The following is a 24,336-nucleotide window of genomic DNA, read 5'->3' on the forward strand; positions in this document are numbered from 1 at the left end:
GCGTGATCCGGGCCTACCTGCGATTATCGTCTCGCTTCACCGAACCTCCACATCGTGCCACGCAGGTGAAGCAACGAGGTCGAGCCAATCGGAGCCCTATCCTTGATCCGGCAAGGTCACGGACCGCCCGGGTCCCTGGGCTCCTGACCACCGCAGCCACCACCCGGCCCCCGTAGCTCAGTGGATAGAGCAGGTGCCTTCTAAGCACTTGGCCGCAGGTTCGAGTCCTGCCGGGGGCGCATCTGCCCAGCCGCCCGCGTCGGACCTCCCCCCGAGGGAGGTCCCACTTCTCGCGGAGCACAGCACGCTAGCGCGGTCCGTGTAGTGACGGCGTAAACATCTCGGGGCCCCGGGGGAGCGTGCCGCTCCCCCGGCCGCTCCCATCAGTCAATCTCGCCCTCTCCCTTGTCGTCCACGGTGTCCCGGCCGTCCTTCAGCCGCTCCGCGCGGGTGATCGCGTCGGCCAGCTTCGTCACCGAGGCGTCCTCGGTCGTCGTGGCCAGCTTCTCGGCCCGCTCGGCGAGTTCGCCGAGGCCCGGGGCGCCGGGCAGGCCGGTGCCGCGCAGGTTCTCCGCGAAGTAGGCGGCCACCGCCGTCACCTGGAGGCGGGTGCTCCGGCCGCCCCAGAGCTTGCCGGTGATCGCCCCGGTCGTCACGGAACCGGTCTCCTCGTGCGGCTTGCGGGTCTTCGGGTCGAGCCAGCGCACGGTCGCGGTGGCGACATGGCCGGAGGCGCCGTCGCGCAGCCGCACGGCGTACAGGGCGGTGACGGTGTGGCCGGGGCCGACCTCGCCGCCGTCCACGCTGTCGTCGCGGAAGTCCTCGTCGGCGACCTTGCGGTCCTCGTAGCCGATCAGCTTGAACTTCTCGACGGTCTTCCGGTCGAAGGCGACCTGCGCCTTGGCGTCCCGGGCGGTCAGTTCGAGGTGGGCGGGGAGCTGGTCCACGAACACCTTGCGGGCCTGTTCCTCGTCGGCGATGTACGTGGTGTGGCCGTCGCCCTTGTTGGTCAGCTGCTCCATGAAGTCGTCGCCGTAGTCGCTGCCGACGCCCACGCCGAAGAGGGTGATGCCGTACTCGCGGCGGGCCGAGTCGATCCGTTCGAGGATGTCGTCCGCCTGGGTGTCGCCGGTGTTGGCCAGCGCGTCGGAGAGCAGGACGACACGGTTGTTGCCGCCCTTGCGGCGGCCCTCCACCGCCTCCTCGTAACCGCGCTCGATGCCCGCCCCGACGTTGGTGGAGGCGCCGGGTTCCAGCGAGTCGACCGCGTCGTGGATCTTGCTCCGGTGGCCCTTCAGCCGGGTCATCGGCAGGACGGTCTCCGCGTCGTCGCTGAAGGTGACCAGGCTGATCGAGTCGTCGTCGCGCAGCTCGTCCGTGAGGATGCCCAGCGAGGTCTTGACCAGGCCCAGCCGGTCGGGCGAGTTCATCGAGCCCGAGACGTCCACCACGAAGGTGAGGGAGGCCGGGGGCCGTTCGGCGGTGCTGGGGGCGGCCTTGGTGGCCAGGCCGACCCGGACCAGCGACCAGTCGCCGTCCTCCTCGGCGGCCCTGGCGCCGTCGACGGAGACCGAGAAGCCATTGCCCTCGGGGCGGTGGTAGCCCTGGCGGAAGCTGTTGACGAACTCCTCGGGCCGCACGGTCTCCGGTCCGGGCAGCCGGCCGTCGGCGAGGGTGCGGCGGGCGTAGCCGTACGAGGCGGTGTCGACGTCCAGCGCGAAGGTGGAGAGGTAGTCGGGCGGGGCGCTCTCCTTCAGCCGGTCGGCGCCGTCGTCGCTCTTCTGCTCGTCCGTGTCACCCCGTGTGTACGCGGGCGCGGGCGCCCCCACGCGCCGCTGGTCGGACGTCGCCTTGCCGCCGCTGTCCGTCCCCGAGCAGCCGGTGAGCAGGACGCCCGCCGCGAGCAACAGCCCTACCGCGCCCCGGTACTTCCGTGTGCGGTGTTCCATCCCGTACCCCCTGTGTCGTCACGTCAGCACTTGTGAATGTGACGTGCGGACGGGCGGCCCGGACCGGACGAAAGGGTTGCGGAACGATCTCGATGCGGCAACGGCGAGCGCGGAACCGGCGGAATGTCAAGGTCAGGACACGATGTCCTTACGGCTGAACCCACGGAACGCGAAAGCGAACAGGATCAGGGCATACGTCACTGATACGGCCGCGCCCTTCGCCATGCCGCCCCACTCGATGGTGGGCTGGAGCGCGTCCGCCCAGGCGAACTGCCAGTGGGCGGGCAGGAAGTCCCGCCAGGAGCCGAGCGCGGTCACGGCGTCGAGCACATTGCCGACGATGGTCAGCCCGACCGCGCCGCCCACCGCGCCGAGCGGGGCGTCGGTCGTCGTCGACAGCCAGAACGCGAGTCCCGCGGTCACCAGTTGGGACACGAAGACGAACGCGACCACGAGCGCGAGGCGCGGCACCGCGTCCCCGGCCGACAGCGCGCCCCCGGTCGGCAGCTGGAGCGGCCCCCAGCCGTAGGCCGCCGCCCCCGCCGCGAGCGCGACGAGCGGCAGCAGCACCATCGCGGCGAGGCTGAAGCCCAGCGCGACGACGAGCTTGCTCCACAGCAGCCTGGCCCGGGGCACGGGCGCGGCCAGCAGATAGCGCAGCGAGGACCAGCTCGCCTCGGAGGCCACGGTGTCGCCGCAGAACAGCGCGACCGGGACGACGAGCAGGAAGCCCGCCGAGACGAACAGGCAGGTCGCGGCGAAGTTCGCGGCGGACGCGGTCGCCGTGTCCATCAGCGTGATCCGGCCGTTGCCGCCGGGCCCGCCGTCCGGGGTGCCGCCGATCGCGAACGCGATGATCAGGATGAACGGCAGCGCGGCCAGCACCCCGCCCATCAGCAGAGTCCGGCGCCGGCGCAGCTGCCGGACCGCCTCGACGCGCAGCGGGAGGGTGTGGCGGGCGCGGTAGCCCGGCGCCTCGGGGGCCTCGGCGAGGCCGGCTGCGGTGCTCATGCGGAGCCTCCGGAGATCAGGGTGAGGAAGGCGTCCTCCAGGCGGCGGTGCGGGCCGACGCCCGTCAGCGGCACGTCGAGGCGGACCAGCTCGGCGATCAGCTCGGGCGAGCTCGCCCCGTCGAGCCGGACGAGGAGCCCGTGCCCGTCGTCGGTGCGGACGGCGGAGCCGATGCCCGGGAGGGCGGCGACCTTCTCCACGAGGGGTTCGGTGAGCGGGTCGGCCGCGGTGACCAGGAGCATGTCGCCGGAGCCGGTGATCTCGGCGACGGGGCCCGCCTGGACGAGCCTGCCCCGGTCCATGACGACCAGATGCGTGCAGGACTGCTCCACCTCGGACAGGAGGTGGCTGGAGACGATCACGGTGCGGCCGCCGGCCGCGTACCGGATCATCACGTCCCGCATCTCCCGGATCTGCGGCGGGTCGAGCCCGTTGGTCGGCTCGTCCAGGATGAGCAGGTCCGGCATGCCGAGCATGGCCTGGGCGATGGCGAGCCGCTGCCGCATGCCCTGCGAGTACGTGCGCACGGCGCGGGCCAGGGCGTCACCGAGCCCGGCGATCTCCAGGGCCTCCTCGATGCGCGCGTCCTCGTCGGGGCGTCCGGTGGCCTTCCAGTACAGCTCCAGGTTGGCGCGCCCGGACAGGTGCGGCAGGAAGCCCGCGCCCTCCACGAAGCAGCCGACCCGGGACAGCACGGGTGCGCCGGGGCGGATGGCCCGCCCGAAGACCCGGATCTCGCCGTCGTCGGGGGTGATGAGCCCCATGAGCATGCGCAGGGTGGTGGTCTTCCCGGCGCCGTTGGGGCCCAGCAGGCCGAGCACCTGCCCCTTCTCGACGCGGAAGGAGAGGTCGCGGACGGCGTACCGGTCGGCGGACTTGGCGTACTTCTTGGACAGGCCGGTGATCTGGAGCGGTACGTCGGTGAGCCCGGGGTCGGGTGCGGGCGTCGCGGTACGGCGCCGGGCGGTGAGCAGCAGGGCGGCGGCGATCACCAGGGCGGCGGCCGGCAGCCCCCAGGTCCACCAGGGCAGTGCGGCCGAGGCGGTCTTCAGGCCGGGCGCGGTGGGAAGCGTGAGGGGCCCGTCGAGGGAGACGGTGTACGTGGCGGGCTCGGCCGGGGACGCGTAGCCGAGGTCGGTCGCGGCGAGGACGAGGCGGAGGCGGTGGCCCGCGTCGAGTTCGTGGTCGACGGCGGGCAGGGTCAGCTCGATCGGCTTGCCCTGCTGCGCGGGCGTGATCCGGTACGGCGCGACGAGCTGGGCGGGCAGCACCTGCCGCTTCCCGTCCGGCGACACGTCGTACACCTTGCCGAACAGCACCGCGTCGCCGTGGTCGGCCCGCACGGTCACCCGGACCGTGGGGGCGCCGGTGATGCGGCGGGCGGTGGGCAGCGGGGCGGAGTCGAAGCGGGCGTACTGGCCGGGGAAGTCGAGGGCGAGGCCGCCGACGCCGAGGGTGGAGAGCTGGGCGAGCGAGCCGCCGACGCCGGGGACGGCGGAGATCGACGGCGGGTTGGCCCCCGCGGGGTTGCTGATCTTCTGGGTGCGCCCGTGCAGTGCGACGGTCCGGGGGCCGCTGTGCAGGCCCGGATACGTGTCGCTGCTCGCGCCCCTGGTCAGGGCGGCGCCGTCCGTGGAGTCGATGCCGCCGGTCCGGGTGACGCGGAAGGCGGGTCCGGTGTCGGCGCCCTCGTCCCCCTTCAGATACCGGTCGAACCAGGAGCCGATCCTCTTCTGCACCCGGCCGGTCTCCATGTCGCCCCCGTCGTGCCCGCCGGCCGCCCAGTCGACGGAGACGGGGGCGCCGTTGGCGGCGATGGCCTTCGCCATGGCGTCGGCCTGGCCGAGGGGGAACAGGGAGTCGGTCTGGCCCTGCACGATGAGCGCGGGGGCCTTGATGCGGTCGGCCACGGCGCTCGGGGAGCGCTTCGTGAGCAGGTCGCGGGCGGCGGCGTCCGGCTTGCCGCTGACGGCGACCCGTTCGTACAGGTCGCACAGCTCCTTCTCGAAGTTGGCGCAGCCGCCGCCGGAGTTGACGAAGATCCCGGTCCAGAGTTTCTTGAACACCCCGTCCGGGAAGAGCGCGTCGGCGAGGTTCCAGTAGGTGATCTGCGGGGCGACGGCGTCGACGCGGTGGTCGTACCCGGCGGCGAGCAGCGAGACCGCGCCGCCGTAGGACGCCCCGGTGATGCCGACGCGCGGGTCGCCCTCGGCGTCGAGCCGGACCTCGGGGCGGCGGGCGAGCCAGTCGATCAGCCGGGACACGTCCTTGACCTCGCGGTCCGGCGCGTTCAGCCCGATCCTGCCGCCGGACCTGCCGAAGCCGCGGGCGGACCAGGTGAGGACGGCGTATCCGTCGCGGGCGAGCTGTTCGGCCTGCGCCCGGGTCTCCGCCTTGCTGCCGCCGAATCCGTGGCCGATGAGCACGGCGGGCCGGCGCCCGTCGCCCCCGGCCGTGAAGTACGAGGTGTCGAGGGAGACCCCGTCGACGCGCATCATCCGGTCCTGGCGGTGCACGGCCGGGCCGCTGTCGTCGGCCACCGCCGTCCAGGTGCCCGCACCGGCGAGCACGAGGAGCGCGGCACCGGCCGCCGCCCACCGGCCTCGGGTGCGGGGCAGCAGGCGCCGCCACCGGGACGTACGCGCAACAGGGGAGTCCATGCGTCCGACCCTATGCGGCCCGCCACCCCGTCCCACCTGCCGCCGGGCGGAACTCCCGGGCATCCTCAAGGCGTACGGAAGCGGGCCTCGTACTCCGGACGCGGTATGCCCGGGCGGGCGGTCCGGCCCGGCAATTGCGTCGCGCGACGCCCCCGCGCTCTGGAACGCTGCCGCCATGGAACTGCCGGAAGTACTGCTCATCGGCGGCCGCGCGGGCGTCGGGAAGACCACGGTGGCCTGGGAGGTGTCGGCGCGGCTGCGCGAGGCGGGGGCCGTGCACGCGGTGATCGACGGGGACTTCATGTGCGCCGTGCACCCCGCGCCGGACGACGACCCGCGCCGCTCCCTGATCACCGAACGCAATCTGGCGGCGGTCTGGGCCAACTACGCGGCCCTGGACGTGCACCGCCTCGTCTACACCAACACGGCGTGCGTGCTGCCCGAGACCGCTCCGATGTTCGAGCGCGCGATGGGGGGCGGGGTGCGGTGCGTACGGGTGCTGCTGACCGCGTCCGACGCGACGGCCGAACAGCGGCTCACCGGCCGCGAGATCGGCTCCGAGCTGGAGCACGAGCTCCTCAGCAGCCACCGCAAGGCCCGGATGCTCGACGCCCGGGCCCCGGCGGACACCACGCGGTTGGCTACCGACGGGCGGACGGTACCGGACATCGCGCGGGAGATCGTGGAGCTGACGGGGTGGGTCTAGACGGCTTCACGGGCCGTGGGGAGCGGGGTGCCCTGCGGCAGCGGGTACGGCGTCTCGTCCGGGAGCAGCGCGATCGCGGCCTCCGTCTCGCCTGCCCGGGCCAGCGCGTGGATCTCGCGGGCGAGCGGGGTGACGTCGCGGATCGAGACCGTCCACTCGTCCGCGTAACGCCGTGACGCCTCCCCGGCCAGGCCGAGCTGGAGCGAGCGGTACGGGAGCCGGTTCAGGTGCAGGTCGCGCTCGGGGTCCCACTGGACGCGGGCGGGGGCCCGGCGCAGCTCGCGCTGCCAGGTGGCGTGGTCGGGGTGCACGTCCCGTTCGTAGTGGGAGAGTTCGGCGTGGGTGAGGGCCCAGTCGAAGCCCTCGCGGGTGATCTCGACGGCGAGGACCGTCTCCTGGCCCTCCTTCGTCCCCCAGCCGCAGCGGTACATCATCCACAGGAAGCTCGGCTTGATCCACGTCATGCGGTCGCGCTTCCAAGCGGCCGGGAAACGCCCGTCACGGGCGGCGGGCAGCCCGAGCGACGGGGTGTACGCCTGATAGACGGTCACGGTTCCGGCGGTGTGGAGCGCGCGGATCTGGTGCTGGGGCGGGATGGCTGCGGAGGCGGATGCGGTCATGCAGCCATCCCAGCACCGGCGGCGGGGGGACGGCGAACGAGTTTCCGGCCGGACGCTAGCGGGCGGCGTGCATCACACGCGGTCCGTGCATCACGCGGACGCCGGACGACACGGCCACGTGGTCACCGGCCGACGCCTTCGCTCCGGCCGTGGAGTTCCCGTAGTAGTTCCACCGCCAGGTGCCGGATTCGGTGGCCTTCAGGGTGGTCCTGAGCGCCCCCGTCGAGCTGGACGTCACCTTCTTGACCGTCTTGTACGAGGACGCGCCGTCCGCCTTGAACTGCAGACTGACCGTGCGGCCCGCGTACCCCTGGTAGGTGTGCGTGTCCCAGTTCGCCCGGGTGACCTTGCCGGTGATCGTGATCGTCTTGCCGTACACGGCCGGCTCGGGCGCGGCGTTGACGGTGACCCGGGTGGCGCGCTGGACCTGGATCGGGATGTTCATGTCGTCCTTGTCGTAGTCGTCACCGACGTACGAGATCGCGGCGGCGGTCTTCCAGGTGCCCGCGTCCTCGTTGCCGAAGTCGACATGCCGCGGGTCGATCTCCAGCCACTCCTCGAAGTCGCAGACCCCCTTCGCCACGGGGCGGCAGTCGCTGGTGGTGATGAAGGTCCACAGGGTGTCCCCGCCTTCGAGGCTCCCCCGGTACGGATACACGGTCGGCCCGTAGTCGAACTTGCGCGTGGTCGTCATCCGGAAGGTCCCGTGCACCTCGACCACCTCCTGCACCCCGATCACGATCGGCTTGCCACCGTTGAACGACACCCGGGAGAAGGACGCGCCCCCCTCCGCCGCCCCCGCCGGTACCGCCGCCATCGCGGTGAACACGGCCGCCGCTCCCCCGGCCACCACCGCGTTCCACAACTTCTTCGCCATAGGTGCGAACCCGCCCCTCCCCTTGAAAACCGGACCGTCTGTGGGACCGCCCGGAGCCGTGCGCGGTTGTACGCCGTACGACAACGATCGGGTCACGCGCTCGGAGCCGTACAAGCGCATGGTGAAGGCCATGACATTCGTCATGCGGAGGTCAGTACACGCGGCTCTGCCGGGGAGGGGGCCCGGATCGGCAGTCTTGAACGTGTCGAGAGCGGGAGCCACGAAGGCGCCGCCGCAACGGGAGGAACCGACATGAGCAGCCCGGCCGCCACACTCACCGCCCCCTCCCCCGCCCTCGACGCCCCCACCACCCCGATCGAGCCCCGCAAGGCCCTCGTGGACAGCATGAAGCCGCTCCTGGTGGACGTCGCGCTGCCGCTCGCCGCGTACTACGCGCTGAAGGCTGCGGGGCTCGGCACGTTCGGCGCACTGGCCTGGAGCAGCGTGGTCCCGGCGGTCCGCACGGTGTGGAGCGCGGTGCGCGAGCGCCGGCTCAACGGCCTCGCGGCGCTGATGGTGTCGGTCAACGCGGTCTCGCTGCTGCTGGGCCTGATGTCCGGTGACCCCCGGCTGATGCTCCTCAAGGACAGCGCGGTGAGCAGCGTCATCGGCCTGACGTTCCTGGTGACGGCGCTGCGCGGCCGCCCGATGCTGTCGGCGGGCCTGCGGCCGTGGCTGACCCGGGGCGAGGCCGCCAAGACGGCCGCCTGGGAACGCCTCTCCGCCGGTTCGCCCGCCTTCCACCGGGCAGAGATCCGGTTCTCGGCGGTGTGGGGCTGCGCGCTGCTCACCGAGTGCGCGGTGCGGGCCGTGGGCGCGTACACCGTGCCGGTCGAGACGATGGTGTGGGCCGGGACGGTGCTCATGGTCGCCTCGATGTTCCTGGCCTTCCTCGTCTCGGGCCGCATCGCGGTCGCCCCGATGGAGCGCATGATCGCCGCCGAGACCGCCACCGCCAAGAACCACTGACCGCCCACCAGAACGCCGCAGGGCCACTCCGGGGGAGTGGCCCTGCGGTCATGTGCGGGTCATGTGCGGTCATGTGCGGTCAGAAATGCGGTTGACCTCGGCGTTTACCGTTTTCGTATGACTACTTCACTGAGGCTGGCCGAGGTCACCGGCGGGAATGTCGATGCGGCGATCGGGCTGCAGGTGCGGGCCGATCAGGAGCATCTGGTGGCGCCGGTGGTGAAGTCGTTGGCCGAGGCGTACGGGCACGGAGAGGTCGCCTGGCCGCGGCTCGTGTTCGACGGGGAACGGCTCGTCGGGCTCCTCATGGCCTTCCTGGACATCGACTTCGCGGGTGACGGCACCGGGCGGGACATCCGCTCCGGGCTGTGGCGCCTCAACATCGCGGCGGGCGAACAGGGGCGCGGCTACGGGCGGTTCGCGGTCGGGTGCGTGGCCGACGAGATCCGGCGGCGCGGTGGCACGCGGATGTACGTCACCTGGCATCCGGGCGACGACGGCCCCGAGGGGTTCTACCTGGGGCTCGGGTTCCGGCCCACGGGCGAGACGAGCGGGGACCAGACGGTCGGGGTGCTGGAGTTGGGCTGAGTACGGGCCGGGGCAAGGGCCCGGCCCGTACAGCTCGGATCAGTGGTTCCTGGGGAAGCCCAGGTCCACGCCCGCCGGGGCGTCCGCCGGGTCGGGCCAGCGGGTCGTGGTGACCTTGCCCCTCGTGTAGAAGTGGACGCCGTCGTTGCCGTAGATGTGGTGGTCGCCGAAGAGGGAGTCCTTCCAGCCGCCGAAGGAGTGGTAGCCGACGGGGACCGGGATCGGCACGTTGACGCCGACCATGCCGGCCTCGATCTCCAGCTGGAAGCGGCGGGCCGCGCCGCCGTCGCGGGTGAAGATCGCGGTGCCGTTGCCGTATGGCGAGGCGTTCATGAGGGCGACGCCCTCCTCGTACGTCTCCACGCGCAGCACGCACAGCACCGGGCCGAAGATCTCGTCCTTGTACGCGTCGGAGTCGGTCGAGACGTGGTCGAGCAGCGAGAGGCCGATCCAGTGGCCGTCCTCGAAGCCGTCGACGGTGAATCCGGTGCCGTCGAGGACCACTTCGGCGCCCTGGGCGGCGGCGCCGGTGACGTACGAGGCGACCTTGTCGCGGTGGGCGGCGGTGATCAGCGGGCCCATCTCGGACGCGGGGTCCGTGCCGGGGCCGATCGTGATCCGGGCGGCCCGCTCCTTGATCCGGGCGACCAGCTCGTCGCCGATCGCGCCCACGGCGACGACGGCGGAGATCGCCATGCAGCGCTCCCCCGCCGAGCCGTACGCGGCGGAGACTGCGGCATCGGCGGCGGCGTCGAGGTCCGCGTCGGGCAGCACCAGCATGTGGTTCTTCGCGCCGCCGAGCGCCTGCACGCGCTTGCCGTTGGCCGAGGCGGTGGCGTGGATGTGGCGGGCGATGGGCGTGGAGCCGACGAAGGAGACGGCGGCGACGTCCGGGTGGTTCAGCAGGGCGTCCACGGCGACCCGGTCCCCGTGCAGCACGTTCAGCACGCCGTCCGGCAGCCCGGCCTCCGCCGCCAGCTCGGCCAGGAGGTTGGCGGCGGACGGGTCCTTCTCGCTGGGCTTGAGCACGAAGGTGTTGCCGCAGGCGATGGCCAGCGGGAACATCCACATCGGCACCATGGCCGGGAAGTTGAACGGGGTGATCCCGGCGACGACGCCCAGCGGCTGGCGGATCGAGGAGACGTCGACCCGGTGCGAGACCTGGGTGGACAACTCGCCCTTGAGCTGCGTGGTGATCCCGCAGGCCAGCTCCACGATCTCCAGGCCGCGCGCCACCTCGCCCAGCGCGTCGGAGTGCACCTTGCCGTGCTCGGCGGTGATCAGCGCGGCGATCTCGTCCCGGTGGGCGTCCAGCAGCGCGTGGTAGCGGAACAGGACCGCCGTACGGGCGGACAGCGAGGAGTCGCGCCACGTCCGGTACGCGTCCTTCGCGGCCGCCACCGCCGTGTCCACCTCGTCGGGCGAGGCGAACGCGACCCGGGTGGTGACGGCGCCGGTGGCGGGGTCGGTGACCTCGCCGTAGTTGCCCGAGGTGCCCTCGACGGTCTTGCCACCGATCCAGTGGTTCACGGTCTTCATGCTGTGGCTCCTTCAGAGGTGACGGCGTCGGCCGGCGCTGTGTCGTTCGTACTCTTTCCGTGCTTCGACCGCCGCGGGGCGGGTGGCCGTCCCGGCCACGGGGACATCCCACCACGCCTGTGCCTCCGGAGGACCCTGTCCGGCGCCGGGTGTTTCGGTCTCCACGTGGACGCAGACGGGCCGGGCCGCCGCCCGGGCCTCGGCGAGGGCCGCCCGCAGCTCGGCCACCGTCCCGGCGCGCAGCACCCGCATGCCGAGCGAGGCCGCGTTGGCGGCGAGGTCCACCGGGAGCGGCGGGCCGGTGAAGTCCCCGTCCGCCGACCGGTGGCGGTAGTCCGTGCCGAAGCGCTCGCCGCCGGTCGCCTCGGAGAGGCCGCCGATCGAGGCGTAGCCGTGGTTCTGCAGGACGACCAGCTTGACCGGCAGGTTCTCCTGGACGGCGGTGACGATCTCGGTGGGGTTCATGAGGTACGTGCCGTCGCCGACGAGCGCCCAGACCGGGCGGTCCGGGGCCGCCAGGCACACCCCGATCGCGGCCGGGATCTCGTAGCCCATGCAGGAGTAGCCGTACTCCACGTGGTACTGGCGCGGGGAGCGGGTCCGCCAGAGCTTGTGCAGGTCGCCGGGGAGCGAACCGGCCGCGTTGATGAGGATGTCCTCCTCGGTGACGAGCTCGTCCAGGAGGCCGAGGACCTGGGTCTGGGTGGGGCGGGCCTGCGGGTCGGGCGTGGCGTACGCGGCGTCGACGCGCCGCTCCCAGCGGGCCTTGGCCTCGGTGTACTCGGTGACGTACGCGGGGTCCGCGCGATGTCCGGCCATGGCCTCGGTGAGCGCGTGGAGGGCGGTGCGGGCGTCGGCGACGAGCGGGAGCGCGGCGAGCTTGTGGGCGTCGAAGCCGGTCACGTTGATGTTGAGGAAGCGGACGCCGGGGTGCTGGAAGAGGGTCGCGGACGCGGTGGTGAAGTCCGTGTAGCGGGTGCCGATTCCGATGACCAGGTCGGCGGTGCGGGCGAGGTCGTCGGCGGTGGCGGTGCCGGTGTGGCCGATGCCGCCGACGTCGGCGGGGTGGTCGTGGCGCAGCGAGCCCTTGCCCGCCTGGGTGGACGCGACGGGGATGCCGGTGGCTTCGGCGAACGCGGCGAGGGCGTCCTCGGCGGCGCTGTGGTGGACGCCGCCGCCGACGACGACCAGGGGGCGGCGGGCGGCGCGCACCGCCCCTACGGCCGCGCCGAGTTCGTACGGGTCGGGGGCGGGGCGGCGTACGTGCCAGACGCGCTCCGCGAAGAACTCCGCCGGCCAGTCGTGCGCCTCGGCCTGGACGTCCTGCGGCAGCGCGAGGGTGACCGCGCCGGTCTCCGCCGGGTCGGTCAGGACCCGCATGGCGTGCAGCGCGGCCGGGATCAGGGCCTCGGCGCGGGTGATCCGGTCGAAGGAGCGGGAGACCGGGCGCAGGCAGTCGTTGACGGAGACGTCGCCCGCGTACGCCACCTCCAGCTGCTGGAGTACGGGGTCGGCGGGGCGGGTCGCGAAGGTGTCGCCGGGCAGCAGCAGGACGGGGAGGTGGTTGACGGTGGCGAGGGCGGCGCCGGTGACGAGGTTGGTGGCGCCGGGGCCGATGGACGTGGTGACGGCGTGGGCGGACAGCCGGCCGGACTGGCGGGCGTGGCCGACGGCCGCGTGCACCATGGCCTGTTCGTTGCGGCCCTGGAGGTAGGGCATCGCGGGGCCGGTCTCCCGGAGCGCCTGGCCGATTCCGGCGACGTTGCCGTGGCCGAAGATGCCCCAGGTGGCGGCGATCAGCCGGTGGCGTTCGCCGTCGCGCTCGGCGTACTGGCGGGCGAGGAAGGCGATGAGCGCCTGGGCGGTGGTGAGGCGGCGGGTGGCCTCCCCTGCCGGGCCGGGCGTGCCGGGCGTCGCGGTCATGCGGGGTCCTCCGGTCCGGGGAGCGGCAGCCGGGGGTCGACCGGCTGGGACGGCCAGGTGTCGCGGACCCACCGGTGGTCGGGGTGGTCGCGGATCAGCCACTCCCGCTTCTCGCCGGGGCCCGCCATGACGTTGAGGTAGTACAGGGTCCGGCCGGGCTGGGCGATGGACGGGCCGTGCCAGCCGTCCGGGACGAGGACCGCGTCGCCGCTGCGGACCTCGGCCAGCACGTCCGTACCGCCGGGGCGGGACGGGGAGACGCGGTGGTAGCCGAGGCCGCCGTCCTCGACCTCGAAGTAGTAGATCTCCTCCAGGACGGATTCCTCGCCGGGGTGGTGCTCGTCGTGTTTGTGCGGCGGATAGGAGGACCAGTTGCCGCCGGGCGTGAGGACTTCCACGGCGATGAGGCGGTCGCAGTCGAAGGCGTCGGCGGCGGCGAAGTTGTGGACCTGGCGGGAGCAGCTGCCGGCGCCGCGCAGTTCCACGCGTACCTCCGGCGCGGGGCCGTAGCGAGCGGGGAGTCGTCGCTCGCACTTCGCTCCTGCCAGGGCGAAGCGGCCGCCTGCGCCGGAGGCGATCTGTGCGTGGGCATCGCGCGGTACATAGGCGAAGTCGGAGACGCCGCTGAACACGCTTCTCCGGCCCAGCAGTTCAAAGATCTCATCTGAGATGTGCACCGTACAGCTGCCGGTCAACGGCAGTACGATCCACTCGCTCTCCCCGGTGACAAGTGTGTGAACTCCTCCCGGTTCCAGCTCCAGTACGCGGAGGCCGGACCGGTCCCAGCCGGCCTGCTCGGGGCCGATGTCCAGGGTGTACGGGCCGTGCGCGGTGGAGCCCGCGGGCAGGTGGTACGCCGGTTCGCCTCGCATGCTCATGCCCTTTCACTGTGTGCGGTGACCGCGCCTTCGGCGAGGGCGGCCTCGACCTCGTGCGGGAACGGCATCGCGGAGGAGCAGGCGAGCCGGGCGGCGACGATGGCGCCCGCCGCGTTGGCGTACCGCATGGTGCGCGCGATGTCCCAGCCGCTCAGCAGTCCGTGGCAGAGCGCGCCGCCGAACGCGTCGCCCGCGCCGAGGCCGTTGACCACGTCGACGGGGAGCGGCGGCACATCGGCCACGGTCCCGTCCCGGTGGACGGCGAGGACGCCCGCGGGGCCCTGCTTGACGACGGCCAGCTCGACGCCGGCCTCGATGAGGGCGCGGGCGGCCGCGTGCGGTTCGCGCTCGCCGGTGGCGATCTCGCACTCGTCCAGATTGCCGACGGCGACGGTCGCGTACGCCAGGGCCTCGCGGTACCGGGCGGGCGCACAGGCTTCGTTCGCCTCGCCGGGCGGCCAGAACACCGGGCGCCAGTCGAGGTCGAAGACGGTGACGCCGGAGCGGTCGCGGGCGCGCAGCGCGGCGAGGGTCGCCGTACGGCTCGGCTCGGCGCACAGGCCGGTACCGGTCATCCAGAACACCCGGGCGGCCCGCACCGCTTCGAGGTCCAGCTCCGAGGCGTGGATCTCCAGGTCGGGGGCCTTGGGCTGCCGGTAGAAGTACAGCGGGAAGTCGTCGGGCGGGAAGACCTCGCAGAAGGTGACCGGGGTCGGATAGGCGGCGACGGGCGTCACCCACCGGGCGTCGACCCCGAACTCCCGCAGCTGCTCCCGCAGATAGTCACCGAAGGGGTCCTCGCCGGTGCGGGTCACCACGGCGGTGCGCCGGCCGAGGCGGGCGGCGGCGACGGCCACATTGGACGGGGAGCCGCCGAGGAACTTCCCGAAGGTGTCGACCCGGGCCAGCGGCACACCCGTCCGCAGGGGGTAGAGGTCCACCCCGATCCGCCCCATCGTGATCACGTCGTACGGCTGCTCAGGCATGCAACGTCCCTTCGGCTGGGCGCCTGTACCTGGATCATCTCCGCTTCGATCATCGTCAATCATTTGTACGGACATACGGACGTATTCTTGACACCGGTCCGCCCGCGTGGTGAGGCTTGGCGCATGACGTCCTCCCCGTCCTCGGCATCGCCCTGCATCCGCATCGGCTCCGCGCCCGACTCCTGGGGGGTGTGGTTCCCCGACGATCCCCGGCAGGTGCCGTGGCGGCGCTTCCTGGACGAGGTCTCCGCCGCGGGCTACGAGTGGATCGAGCTGGGTCCGTACGGCTACCTCCCGACCGACCCGGCCCGCCTCGCGGAGGAGACGGGCAGCCGGGGGCTCTCCGTCTCGGCGGGCACCGTCTTCACCGGATTGCACCACGGGCCGGACGTCTGGGACCGGACCTGGGAGCATGTCGCCGGCATCGCGGCACTCACCCGGGCGATGGGCGCCGGGCACCTCGTGGTCATCCCCTCCTTCTGGCGCGACGACAAGACGGGCGAAGTGCTGGAGGACCGGGTCCTCACCGTCGAGCAGTGGCGCCACCTGACCACGCAGACCGAACGGCTGGCGCGCGAGGTCCGGGACCGTTACGGACTGCGCGTCGTCGTCCACCCCCACGCGGACACCCACATCGACACCGAGGAGAACGTCGCCCGGTTCCTCGACGCCACCGACCCGGACCTGGTGTCGCTCTGCCTGGACACCGGGCACTACGCGTACTGCGGGGGCGACAGCGTCGAGCTGATCGAGACGTACGGGGAGCGCATCGGCTACCTCCACCTCAAGCAGGTGGACCCGGCGGTCCTCGCCGAGGTGGTGGCGGACGAGGTGCCCTTCGGTCCCGCCGTGGCGCGCGGCGTGATGTGCGAACCGCCGGGCGGGGTCCCGGCCCTGGAGCCCGTACTGGCCGCCGCCCGCCGCCTGGACGTCGACCTGTTCGCCATCGTCGAGCAGGACATGTACCCCTGCCCGCCGGACCGGCCGTTCCCGATCGCCCGCCGCACCCGCGACTACCTCCGCTCCTGCGGGCGGCCGCCCGGGACGGCCTGACGCGGCCGTGACGCCGTGACGCGCTGACGCCGTGACGCTTACGGGTGGTCCGCGCGGTTCGGCGCCCTTCGGCAGTGACGTGGGGGCGGTGCGGGCTGTTGTCCTCGGTGAGACCGGGCCCCCGGGCCCGCCCCCGCACTCACCGAGGAGCGACCGCCATGTCCCGCACCCCCCTGTCCCCGCGCCGGTCCGCCGGCGCCTCGGCCCTGACCACCGGGCTCTTGGCCGCCGCCGCGCTGGCCGCCGCCCTGGCCGTGGCCCCGGGGGCCGCCGCCGACGCCGAGAACGTGCCCCCGGCCGGGTCCAGCCCCGTGTGCGCCTTCTACGACGGGGACGGGATGACCGTCGTCGGCGACCAGGGCGACCGCGCCTTCCAGGTGCAGTGCATGCTGGCCAACCGGCGCTACCTGCCGTGGGACGCGGTGGACGGGACGTTCGGCCTGCGCACCCTGGACGCCGTCCGCCGCTTCCAGGCCGACCACCCGCCCCTGCTCAGCACCGGCCTGGTCGACACGGACACCTGGGCCGCGCTGTGGCGGGGGGACGCTCCGGTCGACGCCCCGGCCGACGCGGAGGCGTGACTCACGCCCCGCTGGGCACCCGCTCCGGTTCGGCGTCCTGCTCCGGTATGGACTCCGGCGCCTCCGGCTTCCCCGGCTCGCCCTCGCTCAGGCCGAACCGCTGGTGGAACCTCCGCAGCGGTGCGGGCGCCCACCAGCTCGCCCGGCCCATCAGCTTCATGACCGTCGGCACGAGCAGACTGCGGACCACCATCGCGTCCATGAGCACGGCGAGCGCGATGCCGAGGCCGAGCATCTTGGTGTTGGTCACCCGCGAGGTGCCGATGGCGACCATCACGACCGCCAGGATCACGGCCGCCGCGGTGATCAGCCCGCCGGTGCGCCGCAGTCCGAAGGAGACCGCCCGCTCGTGGTCGCCGGTGCGGTCGTACTCCTCCTTGATCCGGGAGAGCAGGAACACCCCGTAATCCATGGAGAGTCCGAAGGCGACGCAGAACATGAGCACCGGCAGCGTCGTCTCTATGTCCCCGGTGCTGGTGAAGGCGAGCAGCCCGGACAGATGGCCGTCCTGGAAGACCCAGACGACTGCCCCGAACATCGCGGTGAGGCTCAGGGCGTTGAGCACGACGGCCTGGACGGGGATCAGGACGCTCCCGGTCAGCAGGAACACCAGCAGCAGCGTCACCACCGCGATGATGCCCACCGCCCACGGCAGCCGGTCGCCGATGGCGGCCTTGGAGTCGACCAGGACCGCCGCCGTCCCCGTCACCGAGGTGTCGAAGGGGGCGGGCTCCGCGCGCAGGTCCTTCACCAGGCGCTGGGTCTCCTCGCCCACCGGCTCGCCCTTGCCCAGCACGCTGAAGTAGGCGTTCCGCCCCTCCGTGACCGGCCCGTCCACCCGGAGCACCCCCGGCAGCGCGGCGAGCCTGCCGCGGTACTCGGCGTACTGGGCGGGTGTCGCCCCGCCCTCCGCCAGGATGTCGAGGCTCCCGCCGGGGCTGCCGGGGAAGCCGTCCCGCAGATGCTGCTGCACCACGTGGGGCTCGGAGGAGGCGGGCAGCTGCCGGTCGTCCGCCGTACCGAACCTGACGCCCAGGAAGGGCAGTCCGAGGAGAATGAGCCCGACGCTCGTGACCACCGCGAAGACCGGGGCCCTGCGCATCACCAGGGCCGTGAACCGGGCCCACCCCGCACCGCCCTCCGTCTGCGGCTTCGCGCGGCCCCGCCGCAGCAGCTTCCGGAGGTCCAGCGAGTTGACCCGGGGGCCGAGGAGCATCAGCGCGGCCGGCAGGAGGATCAGCGCGGCCGCGGCGGCGAGGAGCACCACGGCGATCCCGGCGTACGCGAAGGAGCGCAGGAAGTACTGCGGGAAGACCAGCATCGCGGCGAGCGACACCGCGACGGTCAGCGCGGAGAACAGCACGGTCCGGCCCGCCGTGCGCAGCGTCGTCCCGATGGCCGTCCGGGTCGGTGCGCCGGCCGCCAGCTCCTCGCGGAAGCGGCGCACGATGAACAGGGCGTAGTCGATGGCGAGTCCGAGCCCGAGTGCCGTGGTGAGGTTCTGGGCGAAGACGGAGACGTCGGTGAACTCGGTGATGCCGCGCAGCACCGCGTTGGTCCCCAGGATGGCGACGATGCCCACGCCCAGGGGCAGCAGGGCGGCGATCGCGCTGCCGAAGACCATGACGAGCAGCACCAGCGTCACCGGCAGGGCGATCATCTCGGCCCGCAGCAGGTCCTCCTCGATGAGCGTCTGCATCTCGTGCTGGACGGCCACGGGCCCGCCGATCGAGACGCGCACCGGCCCGTGCTCGCCCCGGTAGTGCGGGGCTATCCGGTCCAGCACCTCGCCCGACGCCTTGTCGTCGCCCTCGATCCGGGCGGCGATCAGCGCCTCCTTGCCGTCCTCGGCGCGCAGCGCGGGCGCCTTGTCCTGCCAGTAGGAGCGGACGCCCACGACATCCGCCTCACCCGCCAGCCGCTCGGCCAGGCGCGCCGCCTCGGCGGCCACGGCCGGATCGTCCACGGAGGCGCCGCCGCTGTCGACCAGCAGCAGCAGATTCGGCTGGGAGGCGGGGAACTCGCGCTCCAGGGCCTTCGTGGCATAGGTCGACTCGGCGTCCGGGGCCTGCCAGCCACCGCTGCCCATCCGGTCGGCGACCCCGCTGCCCGCGAGGACCGCGAGTGCGGTGATCACCAGAGCCGCCAGCAGCGAGAGCCGGGGACGCGCGGTGACGAAGCGCGTCCAGCCCCCCAGTCGCTGCGGGCCGTTGACTTCAGGCATGGTGCGAGGTCCCCTTTTCCCCGGATCCGGGCGCGCGGGGCGGCAGCACGAGGCAGCCGCACAGGGCAGCATGGATCAGTCATTGCCACATACACCGGCAAACACGAGTCATCGCTCGCGTTTCTTTAGAATGCGAGCGACCACTCGTGTTTGTCAACCGTGCACGAAAGCTGGGGATTCACCGTGTCGCAGTCCAGAGCGGCGGGCTCCGAAGACGCCGGGGCCGCCGAAGGCGCCGGGACCGCCGGCAAGGCCGACGCCCCCGCCCGGCCGCGCAGGCGGCAGGCCCGGGGCGAGGCCCGTATCGCGCAGTTGCTCAAGGCCGCCGCCGACGTGTTCTGCACGACCGGCTACACCGCGGCGAGCACCAACGCCATCGCGCGCGAGGCCGGGGTCTCCCCCGGCACGCTCTACCAGTTCTTCCCCAACAAGGAGGCCATCGCAGTCGAGCTCGGCGACCAGCTCCTGGCCCGCTGGCGGGAGACCTACGGGGCCGCCTTCCTCGACGACCACCTGGAACTCCCCCTGGACCGGATGCTCGACGCCACCCTCGACCCGCTGATCGAGTTCAACTGCGCGAACCCCGCCTTCACGGTCCTGATGCACGGCCCCGAGATCCCGGGCATGCCCTCCAAGGACCACGACGCCGTGCACGTCACGATGCTCAGCCGCGTCGAGACGATCCTCGCCGGATACCTGCCGGACCGGCCGCCCGCCGAGGTCACCCGGATCGCCACCATGATCTTCAACATCTTCAAGTCCGGGCTGGACGTGATCATGGCGCACGAGGGCGACGAGCGGGAGGCGTACATCCGGGAGGTGAAGACGGTCCTCCACCGGTACCTCGAACCCATGATCCCCGACGACACGACGGCCGGGCCTCGCTCGCGTCATACCCCCTAGGGGTATAAAGTGGGGATCGTGGAGGCGCACCGGTGTGCGGCCCTCCGCCCCGTGTGCCCGTCGAAGAGGAGAACACCATGACCGCCGAGACCCAGCTCCCCCAGGCGACCGGCTCCTGCTGCTCGCCGAGCGGTTCCTGCCACGACAGCGCGGGCGCCGACGCCGGGCAGTCCGGCGTGACCACCGTCTACCAGGTGACCGGCATGACCTGCGGCCACTGCGAGGGCGCAGTCTCCGAGGAGGTCTCCGCCATCGAGGGTGTCACCTCCGTGAAGGCCGTGGCGTCCACCGGGCAGGTGACGGTGGTCTCGGAGCGCCCCCTGGACGACGAGGCCGTGCGCGCCGCCGTGGACGAGGCGGGCTACGAGCTCACCGGGCGCGCCTGACCGCCCCGGGACCACCCACCCCGCGATACCCCGTCCCGACCGGGCCGCACCGACCAGCAGATACTGGTGGGGTACGGCCCGGTCGGCGTTCCAGGAGCTCGGACATGCACAGCGCATCGGACACCCACAGCGCGACGGAGGCCGGCGCCCCGGCAGCGGAGCCCTTCCGGGCCGAGTTCACGATCGGCGGCATGACCTGCGCCTCGTGCGCGGCGCGCGTCGAGAAGAAGCTCAACCGGATGGACGGCGTCACGGCCACCGTGAACTACGCCACGGAGAAGGCCCGCGTCAGCTATGACGGCGCCGCCGTCTCCGTAGGCGATCTTGTGGCTACGGTGGAGAGGACCGGCTATACGGCGAAGCCGCTGCCCGGGGCGGCCGCACGGGCCCCCGAGCCCGCCGCCCCGGAAGCCGCGGAAGCCCCGCAGGCCGAGCAGGCCCCGCGGCCCGCCACCGCCGAAGCCCCGCAGCCCACCCCCCGCACCTCCCGACCGGAACCGGAACCGGAAGCCCCGCCGCGCCCCGAGGACGACCCGGCCGACCCCGACGACACCCCCGACCCCGCCCTCGCCGCCCTCCGGCAGCGGCTCATCGTCTCCGCCGTGCTCGCCGCCCCCGTGGTCGCCCTGGCGATGATCCCCGCCCTCCAGTTCGACTTCTGGCAGTGGCTCTCGCTCACCCTCGCCGCGCCCGTCGTGGTCTGGGGCGGGCTGCCCTTCCACCGGGCCACCTGGACCAACCTGAGGCACGGCGCGGCGACCATGGACACCCTGGTGTCCGTCGGGACGCTCGCCGCCTTCGGCTGGTCGCTGTGGGCGCTGTTCCTCGGGGACGCGGGAATGCCCGGCATGCGGCACGGCTTCGACCTGACGGCCTCCCGGGCCGACGCCTCGTCCACCCTCTACCTGGAGGTCGCGGCGGGCGTCGTCACCTTCATCCTGCTGGGCCGCTACCTGGAAGCGAAGTCCAAGCGGAGGGCCGGGTCCGCGCTGCGCGCCCTGATGCACCTCGGCGCCAAGGACGTGACCGTCCTGCGTGACGGCGCCGAGGTCCGCGTGCCCGTCACCCGGCTCGTCGTGGGCGACCGCTTCACGGTCCGGCCCGGCGAGAAGATCGCCACGGACGGCACCGTGGTCGAGGGCTCCTCGGCCGTGGACGCGTCCATGCTCACCGGCGAGTCCGTCCCCGTGGACGTGGGCGCGGGCGACACCGTGACCGGCGCGACGCTCAACGTCTCCGGCCGCCTCGTCGTGGAGGCGACCCGGGTCGGGGCGGACACCCAGCTGGCCCGGATGGCGAAGCTGGTCGAGGACGCGCAGAACAGCAAGGCCGAGGTGCAGCGCCTCGCGGACCGGATCTCGGCGGTGTTCGTCCCGGTCGTCCTGCTGCTCGCCCTCGGCACGCTCATCGGCTGGCTGCTGGCCACCGACGACGTGACGGCGGCGTTCACGGCGGCGGTGGCCGTCCTGATCATCGCCTGCCCCTGCGCCCTGGGCCTCGCCACGCCGACCGCGCTGATGGTCGGCACGGGGCGCGGCGCCCAGCTCGGCATCCTGATCAAGGGCCCCGAGGTCCTGGAGTCCACCCGCCGGGTCGACACGATCGTCCTGGACAAGACCGGCACCGTCACCACGGGCCGCATGACCCTCCAGACCGTCCACACCGCCCCCGGAACCACCGAGACCGACGCCCTCCGCCTCGCCGGAGCCCTGGAACACGCCTCCGAACACCCCATCGCCCAAGCGGTGGCGACCGGAGCCGCCGAACGCACCGGCGCCGCGCTCCCCACCCCCGAGGGCTTCACCAACGTGCCCGGGCTCGGCGTCCGGGGCACCGTCGAGGGCCACACCGTCCTCGTCGGGCGCCCCCGGCTGCTCACCGAGGCCGGGATCGCCCTCCCCGACACCGTGGCCGCCGCCGTCACGGACGCCGCCGCTCAAGGGCGTACGGCCATCGCGGTCGGCTGGGACGGCGAGGCGCGCGCGGTCCTGGAAGTCGCCGACGCGATCAAGGACACCAGTGCGGAGGCCGTCGCCGCGCTCCGGGATCTCGGCCTCACGCCGATCCTGCTGACCGGCGACAACCGCGCCGTGGCGGAGTCCGTGGCCCGCCAGGCCGGAATCGACGAGGTCCGCGCCGAGGTGCTGCCGGAGGAGAAGGCGCACGTCATCCGGGGTCTCCAGGGCCGGGGGCGGGTCGTCGCCATGGTCGGCGACGGGGTCAACGACGCCGCCGCGCTGGCCACCGCCGACCTCGGTCTGGCGATGGGCACCGGCACGGATGCCGCGATCGAGGCGAGCGACCTCACCCTGGTTCGTGGAGATCTCAAGGTGACAGCAGACGCCATCCGCCTCTCCCGGCGCACCCTCACCACCATCAGGGGCAACCTTTTCTGGGCATTCGGCTACAACGTGGCCGCCCTACCCCTTGCGGCATTTGGGCTGCTCAACCCTATGATTGCCGGAGCGGCGATGGCGTTCTCATCGGTCTTCGTCGTGACGAACAGCCTGCGCCTGCGGTCCTTCACCTAATTTCCACAATGAGATTCAGATCACATCGGTTTCAGGGTAACCATTCGATGGGTTCGTAAGTCTTAGAGTGCGATGCCAAGGATGTCTTGGGGGACGTCCGACGGAGCATCTTGGGGGATGCTCCGGGCAAGAGTGGGCCGGGGCACGTACACCGGGGAGCTTTGAGCGGCCCTCCCGTCGGTACGTACCCCGGCAGACCACAGCGCAGCAGCAGGACAAGCAGTACCGAGGCACAGCCCAGGAGCTACGGCTCCCACTGAACGCCCGGCCGGATCCCGTGGGGGGAATCCGCTCCGGGACATGGGAAGCGCCTCGCTGTCGGCCCGTGGGGGGATCGATGGCGAGGCGCTTCTCTCTTTTGCGCGGGAGCGCTCCCCGACGGCGCGCACCCCGGCGCACGCGCGTGTGGCGCACCCCCGTACGCCCCCGGAACGCCCGACGCCCCCGACCGCCGCGTCGCTCGGGGCGAGGGCGCGGCAGGCGGGGGCGGCGGGTCCGGCGTCAGTCAGGGCCGGGTGATGCGTGAGGGGGCGTTCAGCGGCCCTCGACCGGGACGAAGTCGCGCAGGACCTCGCCGGTGTAGATCTGGCGCGGGCGGCCAATGCGGGAGCCGGGCTCCTTGATCATCTCGTGCCACTGGGCGATCCAGCCGGGGAGCCGGCCGAGCGCGAAGAGCACGGTGAACATCTCGGTCGGGAAGCCCATCGCGCGGTAGATGAGGCCCGTGTAGAAGTCCACGTTCGGGTAGAGGTTGCGCGAGACGAAGTACTCGTCGTTGAGCGCGTGCTCCTCCAGCTTGAGCGCGATGTCCAGCAGCTCGTCGGACTTGCCGAGGGCGGACAGGACGTCGTGCGCGGCGGCCTTGATGATCTTGGCGCGCGGGTCGAAGGACTTGTACACCCGGTGGCCGAAGCCCATCAGGCGGACGCCGTCCTCCTTGTTCTTCACCTTGCGGATGAAGGAGTCGACGTCGCCGCCGTTGGCCTGGATGCCTTCCAGCATCTCCAGGACGGACTGGTTGGCGCCGCCGTGCAGGGGGCCCCAGAGGGCGGAGATGCCGGCGGAGATCGAGGCGAACATGTTCGCCTGCGAGGAGCCGACCAGGCGCACGGTGGAGGTCGAACAGTTCTGCTCGTGGTCCGCGTGCAGGATGAGCAGCTTGTCGAGCGCCGAGACGACGACCGGGTCCAGCTCGTACTCCTGGGCGGGGACCGAGAAGGTCATGCGCAGGAAGTTCTCGACGTAGCCCAGGTCGTTGCGCGGGTAGACGAACGGGTGACCGATCGACTTCTTGTACGCGTACGCGGCGATGGTCGGGAGCTTGGCGAGCAGCCGGATGGTCGAGAGGTGGCGCTGCTCCTCGTCGAACGGGTTGTGGCTGTCCTGGTAGAACGTGGACAGCGCGCTGACGACCGAGGACAGCATGGCCATCGGGTGGGCGTCGCGCGGGAAGCCGTCGAAGAACCGCTTGACGTCCTCGTGCAGCAGCGTGTGCTGGGTGATCTCGTTCTTGAAGGTCGACAGCTCGTCGACCTTGGGAAGCTCACCGTTGATCAGCGTGTACGCGACCTCGAGGAAGGTCGAACGCTCCGCGAGCTGCTCGATCGGGTAGCCGCGGTAGCGCAGGATGCCCTGCTCGCCGTCGAGGTAGGTGATGGCCGATTTATAGGCAGCGGTGTTGCCGTATCCGCTGTCCAGCGTCACCAGGCCGGTGTTCGCCCGGAGCTTCCCGATGTCGAAGCCCTTGTCGCCGACGGTGCTGTCGATCACCGGGTAGGTGTACTCGCCATCGCCGTACCGCAGTACCACAGCGTTGTTGGTGTGCTCGCTCACGTCATCCCTCACCGACGTAGTGCCTCTTCTTCGAGGTTCCCTGACTGTCTCCACCCTCCCCCATTTGGCTCAGGAGAGTGCACTCGGGGTCGTCCATTGGACCTACTCGCGGCACTGAG

At 72.2% G+C, this 24,336-nt stretch carries 19 protein-coding genes and 1 tRNA gene; 9 read left to right on the forward strand and 11 right to left on the reverse strand.

The features are described from left to right. Window positions 1–166 precede the first annotated feature (166 nt). Window positions 167–239, forward strand: a tRNA-Arg gene (locus AMK18_RS18150). Between the two features lie 144 nt (window positions 240–383). Here the strand turns inward: AMK18_RS18150 and AMK18_RS18155 are convergent. The 3 genes from AMK18_RS18155 to AMK18_RS18165 form a co-directional block, all read right to left on the reverse strand. Further along, entirely contained in the window at window positions 384–1,949 is a 1,566-nt protein-coding gene (locus AMK18_RS18155; RefSeq protein WP_073863558.1) for a vWA domain-containing protein, read from the reverse strand. A gap of 132 nt (window positions 1,950–2,081) precedes the next feature. Beyond that, the gene (locus AMK18_RS18160; RefSeq protein ID WP_073863559.1) at window positions 2,082–2,960 is read right to left on the reverse strand and encodes an ABC transporter permease; all 879 of its coding nucleotides are present in this window, start codon (window positions 2,958–2,960) and stop codon (window positions 2,082–2,084) included. Further along, window positions 2,957–5,620 (reverse strand): alpha/beta fold hydrolase, encoded by a 2,664-nt coding sequence (locus AMK18_RS18165; RefSeq protein ID WP_073863560.1) that lies wholly within the window; start codon window positions 5,618–5,620, stop codon window positions 2,957–2,959. Before AMK18_RS18165 ends, AMK18_RS18160 begins: the two co-directional genes overlap by 4 nt. A gap of 175 nt (window positions 5,621–5,795) precedes the next feature. On the opposite strand from AMK18_RS18165, the gene AMK18_RS18170 reads away from it, so the two are divergent. After that, on the forward strand, window positions 5,796–6,326 hold the full coding sequence (locus tag AMK18_RS18170) for an AAA family ATPase (protein ID WP_073863561.1): 531 nt from the start codon (window positions 5,796–5,798) through the stop codon (window positions 6,324–6,326). Here the strand turns inward: AMK18_RS18170 and AMK18_RS18175 are convergent. Both AMK18_RS18175 and AMK18_RS18180 read right to left on the reverse strand, forming a co-directional pair. Next, complete coding sequence (locus AMK18_RS18175) at window positions 6,323–6,946, reverse strand: DUF4291 domain-containing protein (RefSeq protein WP_073863562.1); 624 nt, start codon at window positions 6,944–6,946, stop codon at window positions 6,323–6,325. The genes AMK18_RS18170 and AMK18_RS18175 overlap by 4 nt on opposite strands. A gap of 55 nt (window positions 6,947–7,001) precedes the next feature. After that, window positions 7,002–7,823, reverse strand: coding sequence for a hypothetical protein (locus AMK18_RS18180; RefSeq protein ID WP_073863563.1), 822 nt, complete (start codon window positions 7,821–7,823; stop codon window positions 7,002–7,004). A 252-nt stretch (window positions 7,824–8,075) separates the two neighbouring features. On the opposite strand from AMK18_RS18180, the gene AMK18_RS18185 reads away from it, so the two are divergent. After that, on the forward strand, window positions 8,076–8,792 hold the full coding sequence (locus AMK18_RS18185) for a VC0807 family protein (protein ID WP_073863564.1): 717 nt from the start codon (window positions 8,076–8,078) through the stop codon (window positions 8,790–8,792). Between the two features lie 117 nt (window positions 8,793–8,909). After that, window positions 8,910–9,380, forward strand: coding sequence for a GNAT family N-acetyltransferase (locus tag AMK18_RS18190; RefSeq protein ID WP_073863565.1), 471 nt, complete (start codon window positions 8,910–8,912; stop codon window positions 9,378–9,380). 39 nt (window positions 9,381–9,419) lie between these two features. On the opposite strand, the gene AMK18_RS18195 is transcribed toward AMK18_RS18190, so the two are convergent. The 4 genes from AMK18_RS18195 to iolC are packed head-to-tail and all read right to left on the reverse strand — an operon-like array spanning window position 9,420 to window position 14,706. Next, window positions 9,420–10,919, reverse strand: a complete 1,500-nt coding sequence (locus AMK18_RS18195) for a CoA-acylating methylmalonate-semialdehyde dehydrogenase (RefSeq protein ID WP_073863566.1) — start codon at window positions 10,917–10,919, stop codon at window positions 9,420–9,422. 12 nt (window positions 10,920–10,931) lie between these two features. Next, window positions 10,932–12,842 (reverse strand): 3D-(3,5/4)-trihydroxycyclohexane-1,2-dione acylhydrolase (decyclizing), encoded by a 1,911-nt coding sequence (iolD, locus tag AMK18_RS18200; RefSeq protein WP_073863567.1) that lies wholly within the window; start codon window positions 12,840–12,842, stop codon window positions 10,932–10,934. Further along, window positions 12,839–13,720, reverse strand: a complete 882-nt coding sequence (gene iolB / locus AMK18_RS18205; RefSeq protein ID WP_073863568.1) for a 5-deoxy-glucuronate isomerase — start codon at window positions 13,718–13,720, stop codon at window positions 12,839–12,841. The genes iolD and iolB overlap by 4 nt, the downstream gene beginning before the upstream one ends. Continuing rightward, entirely contained in the window at window positions 13,717–14,706 is a 990-nt protein-coding gene (gene iolC / locus AMK18_RS18210) for a 5-dehydro-2-deoxygluconokinase (protein WP_073863569.1), read from the reverse strand. The genes iolB and iolC overlap by 4 nt, the downstream gene beginning before the upstream one ends. A 123-nt stretch (window positions 14,707–14,829) precedes the next feature. Here iolC and AMK18_RS18215 point away from each other — a divergent pair, with 123 nt between their 5' ends. Both AMK18_RS18215 and AMK18_RS18220 read left to right on the forward strand, forming a co-directional pair. After that, a complete protein-coding gene (locus tag AMK18_RS18215) occupies window positions 14,830–15,759 on the forward strand; it encodes a sugar phosphate isomerase/epimerase family protein (protein ID WP_073863570.1) in 930 nt (309 codons plus the stop codon). A 158-nt stretch (window positions 15,760–15,917) separates the two neighbouring features. Beyond that, window positions 15,918–16,340: a peptidoglycan-binding domain-containing protein gene (locus AMK18_RS18220; protein ID WP_073863571.1), complete on the forward strand. Its 423-nt coding sequence runs from the start codon at window positions 15,918–15,920 to the stop codon at window positions 16,338–16,340. 1 nt (window position 16,341) lies between these two features. On the opposite strand, the gene AMK18_RS18225 is transcribed toward AMK18_RS18220, so the two are convergent. Then, window positions 16,342–18,564 (reverse strand): MMPL family transporter, encoded by a 2,223-nt coding sequence (locus tag AMK18_RS18225; protein ID WP_073863572.1) that lies wholly within the window; start codon window positions 18,562–18,564, stop codon window positions 16,342–16,344. Between the two features lie 183 nt (window positions 18,565–18,747). Between AMK18_RS18225 and AMK18_RS18230 the strand changes: the two genes are divergently transcribed. From AMK18_RS18230 to AMK18_RS18240, 3 genes are all read left to right on the forward strand, one after another. Further along, entirely contained in the window at window positions 18,748–19,467 is a 720-nt protein-coding gene (locus tag AMK18_RS18230; protein WP_018105993.1) for a TetR/AcrR family transcriptional regulator, read from the forward strand. A 77-nt stretch (window positions 19,468–19,544) separates the two neighbouring features. Beyond that, window positions 19,545–19,853, forward strand: coding sequence for a heavy-metal-associated domain-containing protein (locus AMK18_RS18235; protein ID WP_018105992.1), 309 nt, complete (start codon window positions 19,545–19,547; stop codon window positions 19,851–19,853). A gap of 104 nt (window positions 19,854–19,957) precedes the next feature. Further along, entirely contained in the window at window positions 19,958–22,384 is a 2,427-nt protein-coding gene (locus tag AMK18_RS18240; protein ID WP_073863573.1) for a heavy metal translocating P-type ATPase, read from the forward strand. 534 nt (window positions 22,385–22,918) lie between these two features. On the opposite strand, the gene AMK18_RS18245 is transcribed toward AMK18_RS18240, so the two are convergent. Continuing rightward, window positions 22,919–24,217, reverse strand: coding sequence for a citrate synthase (locus tag AMK18_RS18245; RefSeq protein ID WP_018105990.1), 1,299 nt, complete (start codon window positions 24,215–24,217; stop codon window positions 22,919–22,921). Window positions 24,218–24,336: the final 119 nt, after the last annotated feature.

This window comes from Streptomyces sp. CB01249 (assembly GCF_001905735.1).
Classification (GTDB): domain Bacteria; phylum Actinomycetota; class Actinomycetes; order Streptomycetales; family Streptomycetaceae; genus Streptomyces.

Bases quoted from the DNA above. Each gene is read 5' to 3' on its own strand.
- AMK18_RS18155 (WP_073863558.1), bottom strand. From the start codon at position 1,949: ATGGAACACCGCACACGGAAGTACCGGGGCGCGGTAGGGCTGTTGCTC.
- AMK18_RS18160 (WP_073863559.1), bottom strand. From the start codon at position 2,960: ATGAGCACCGCAGCCGGCCTCGCCGAGGCCCCCGAGGCGCCGGGCTAC.
- AMK18_RS18165 (WP_073863560.1), bottom strand. From the start codon at position 5,620: ATGGACTCCCCTGTTGCGCGTACGTCCCGGTGGCGGCGCCTGCTGCCC.
- AMK18_RS18170 (WP_073863561.1), top strand. From the start codon at position 5,796: ATGGAACTGCCGGAAGTACTGCTCATCGGCGGCCGCGCGGGCGTCGGG.
- AMK18_RS18175 (WP_073863562.1), bottom strand. From the start codon at position 6,946: ATGACCGCATCCGCCTCCGCAGCCATCCCGCCCCAGCACCAGATCCGC.
- AMK18_RS18180 (WP_073863563.1), bottom strand. From the start codon at position 7,823: ATGGCGAAGAAGTTGTGGAACGCGGTGGTGGCCGGGGGAGCGGCGGCC.
- AMK18_RS18185 (WP_073863564.1), top strand. From the start codon at position 8,076: ATGAGCAGCCCGGCCGCCACACTCACCGCCCCCTCCCCCGCCCTCGAC.
- AMK18_RS18190 (WP_073863565.1), top strand. From the start codon at position 8,910: ATGACTACTTCACTGAGGCTGGCCGAGGTCACCGGCGGGAATGTCGAT.
- AMK18_RS18195 (WP_073863566.1), bottom strand. From the start codon at position 10,919: ATGAAGACCGTGAACCACTGGATCGGTGGCAAGACCGTCGAGGGCACC.
- iolD (WP_073863567.1), bottom strand. From the start codon at position 12,842: ATGACCGCGACGCCCGGCACGCCCGGCCCGGCAGGGGAGGCCACCCGC.
- iolB (WP_073863568.1), bottom strand. From the start codon at position 13,720: ATGAGCATGCGAGGCGAACCGGCGTACCACCTGCCCGCGGGCTCCACC.
- iolC (WP_073863569.1), bottom strand. From the start codon at position 14,706: ATGCCTGAGCAGCCGTACGACGTGATCACGATGGGGCGGATCGGGGTG.
- AMK18_RS18215 (WP_073863570.1), top strand. From the start codon at position 14,830: ATGACGTCCTCCCCGTCCTCGGCATCGCCCTGCATCCGCATCGGCTCC.
- AMK18_RS18220 (WP_073863571.1), top strand. From the start codon at position 15,918: ATGTCCCGCACCCCCCTGTCCCCGCGCCGGTCCGCCGGCGCCTCGGCC.
- AMK18_RS18225 (WP_073863572.1), bottom strand. From the start codon at position 18,564: ATGCCTGAAGTCAACGGCCCGCAGCGACTGGGGGGCTGGACGCGCTTC.
- AMK18_RS18235 (WP_018105992.1), top strand. From the start codon at position 19,545: ATGACCGCCGAGACCCAGCTCCCCCAGGCGACCGGCTCCTGCTGCTCG.
- AMK18_RS18240 (WP_073863573.1), top strand. From the start codon at position 19,958: ATGCACAGCGCATCGGACACCCACAGCGCGACGGAGGCCGGCGCCCCG.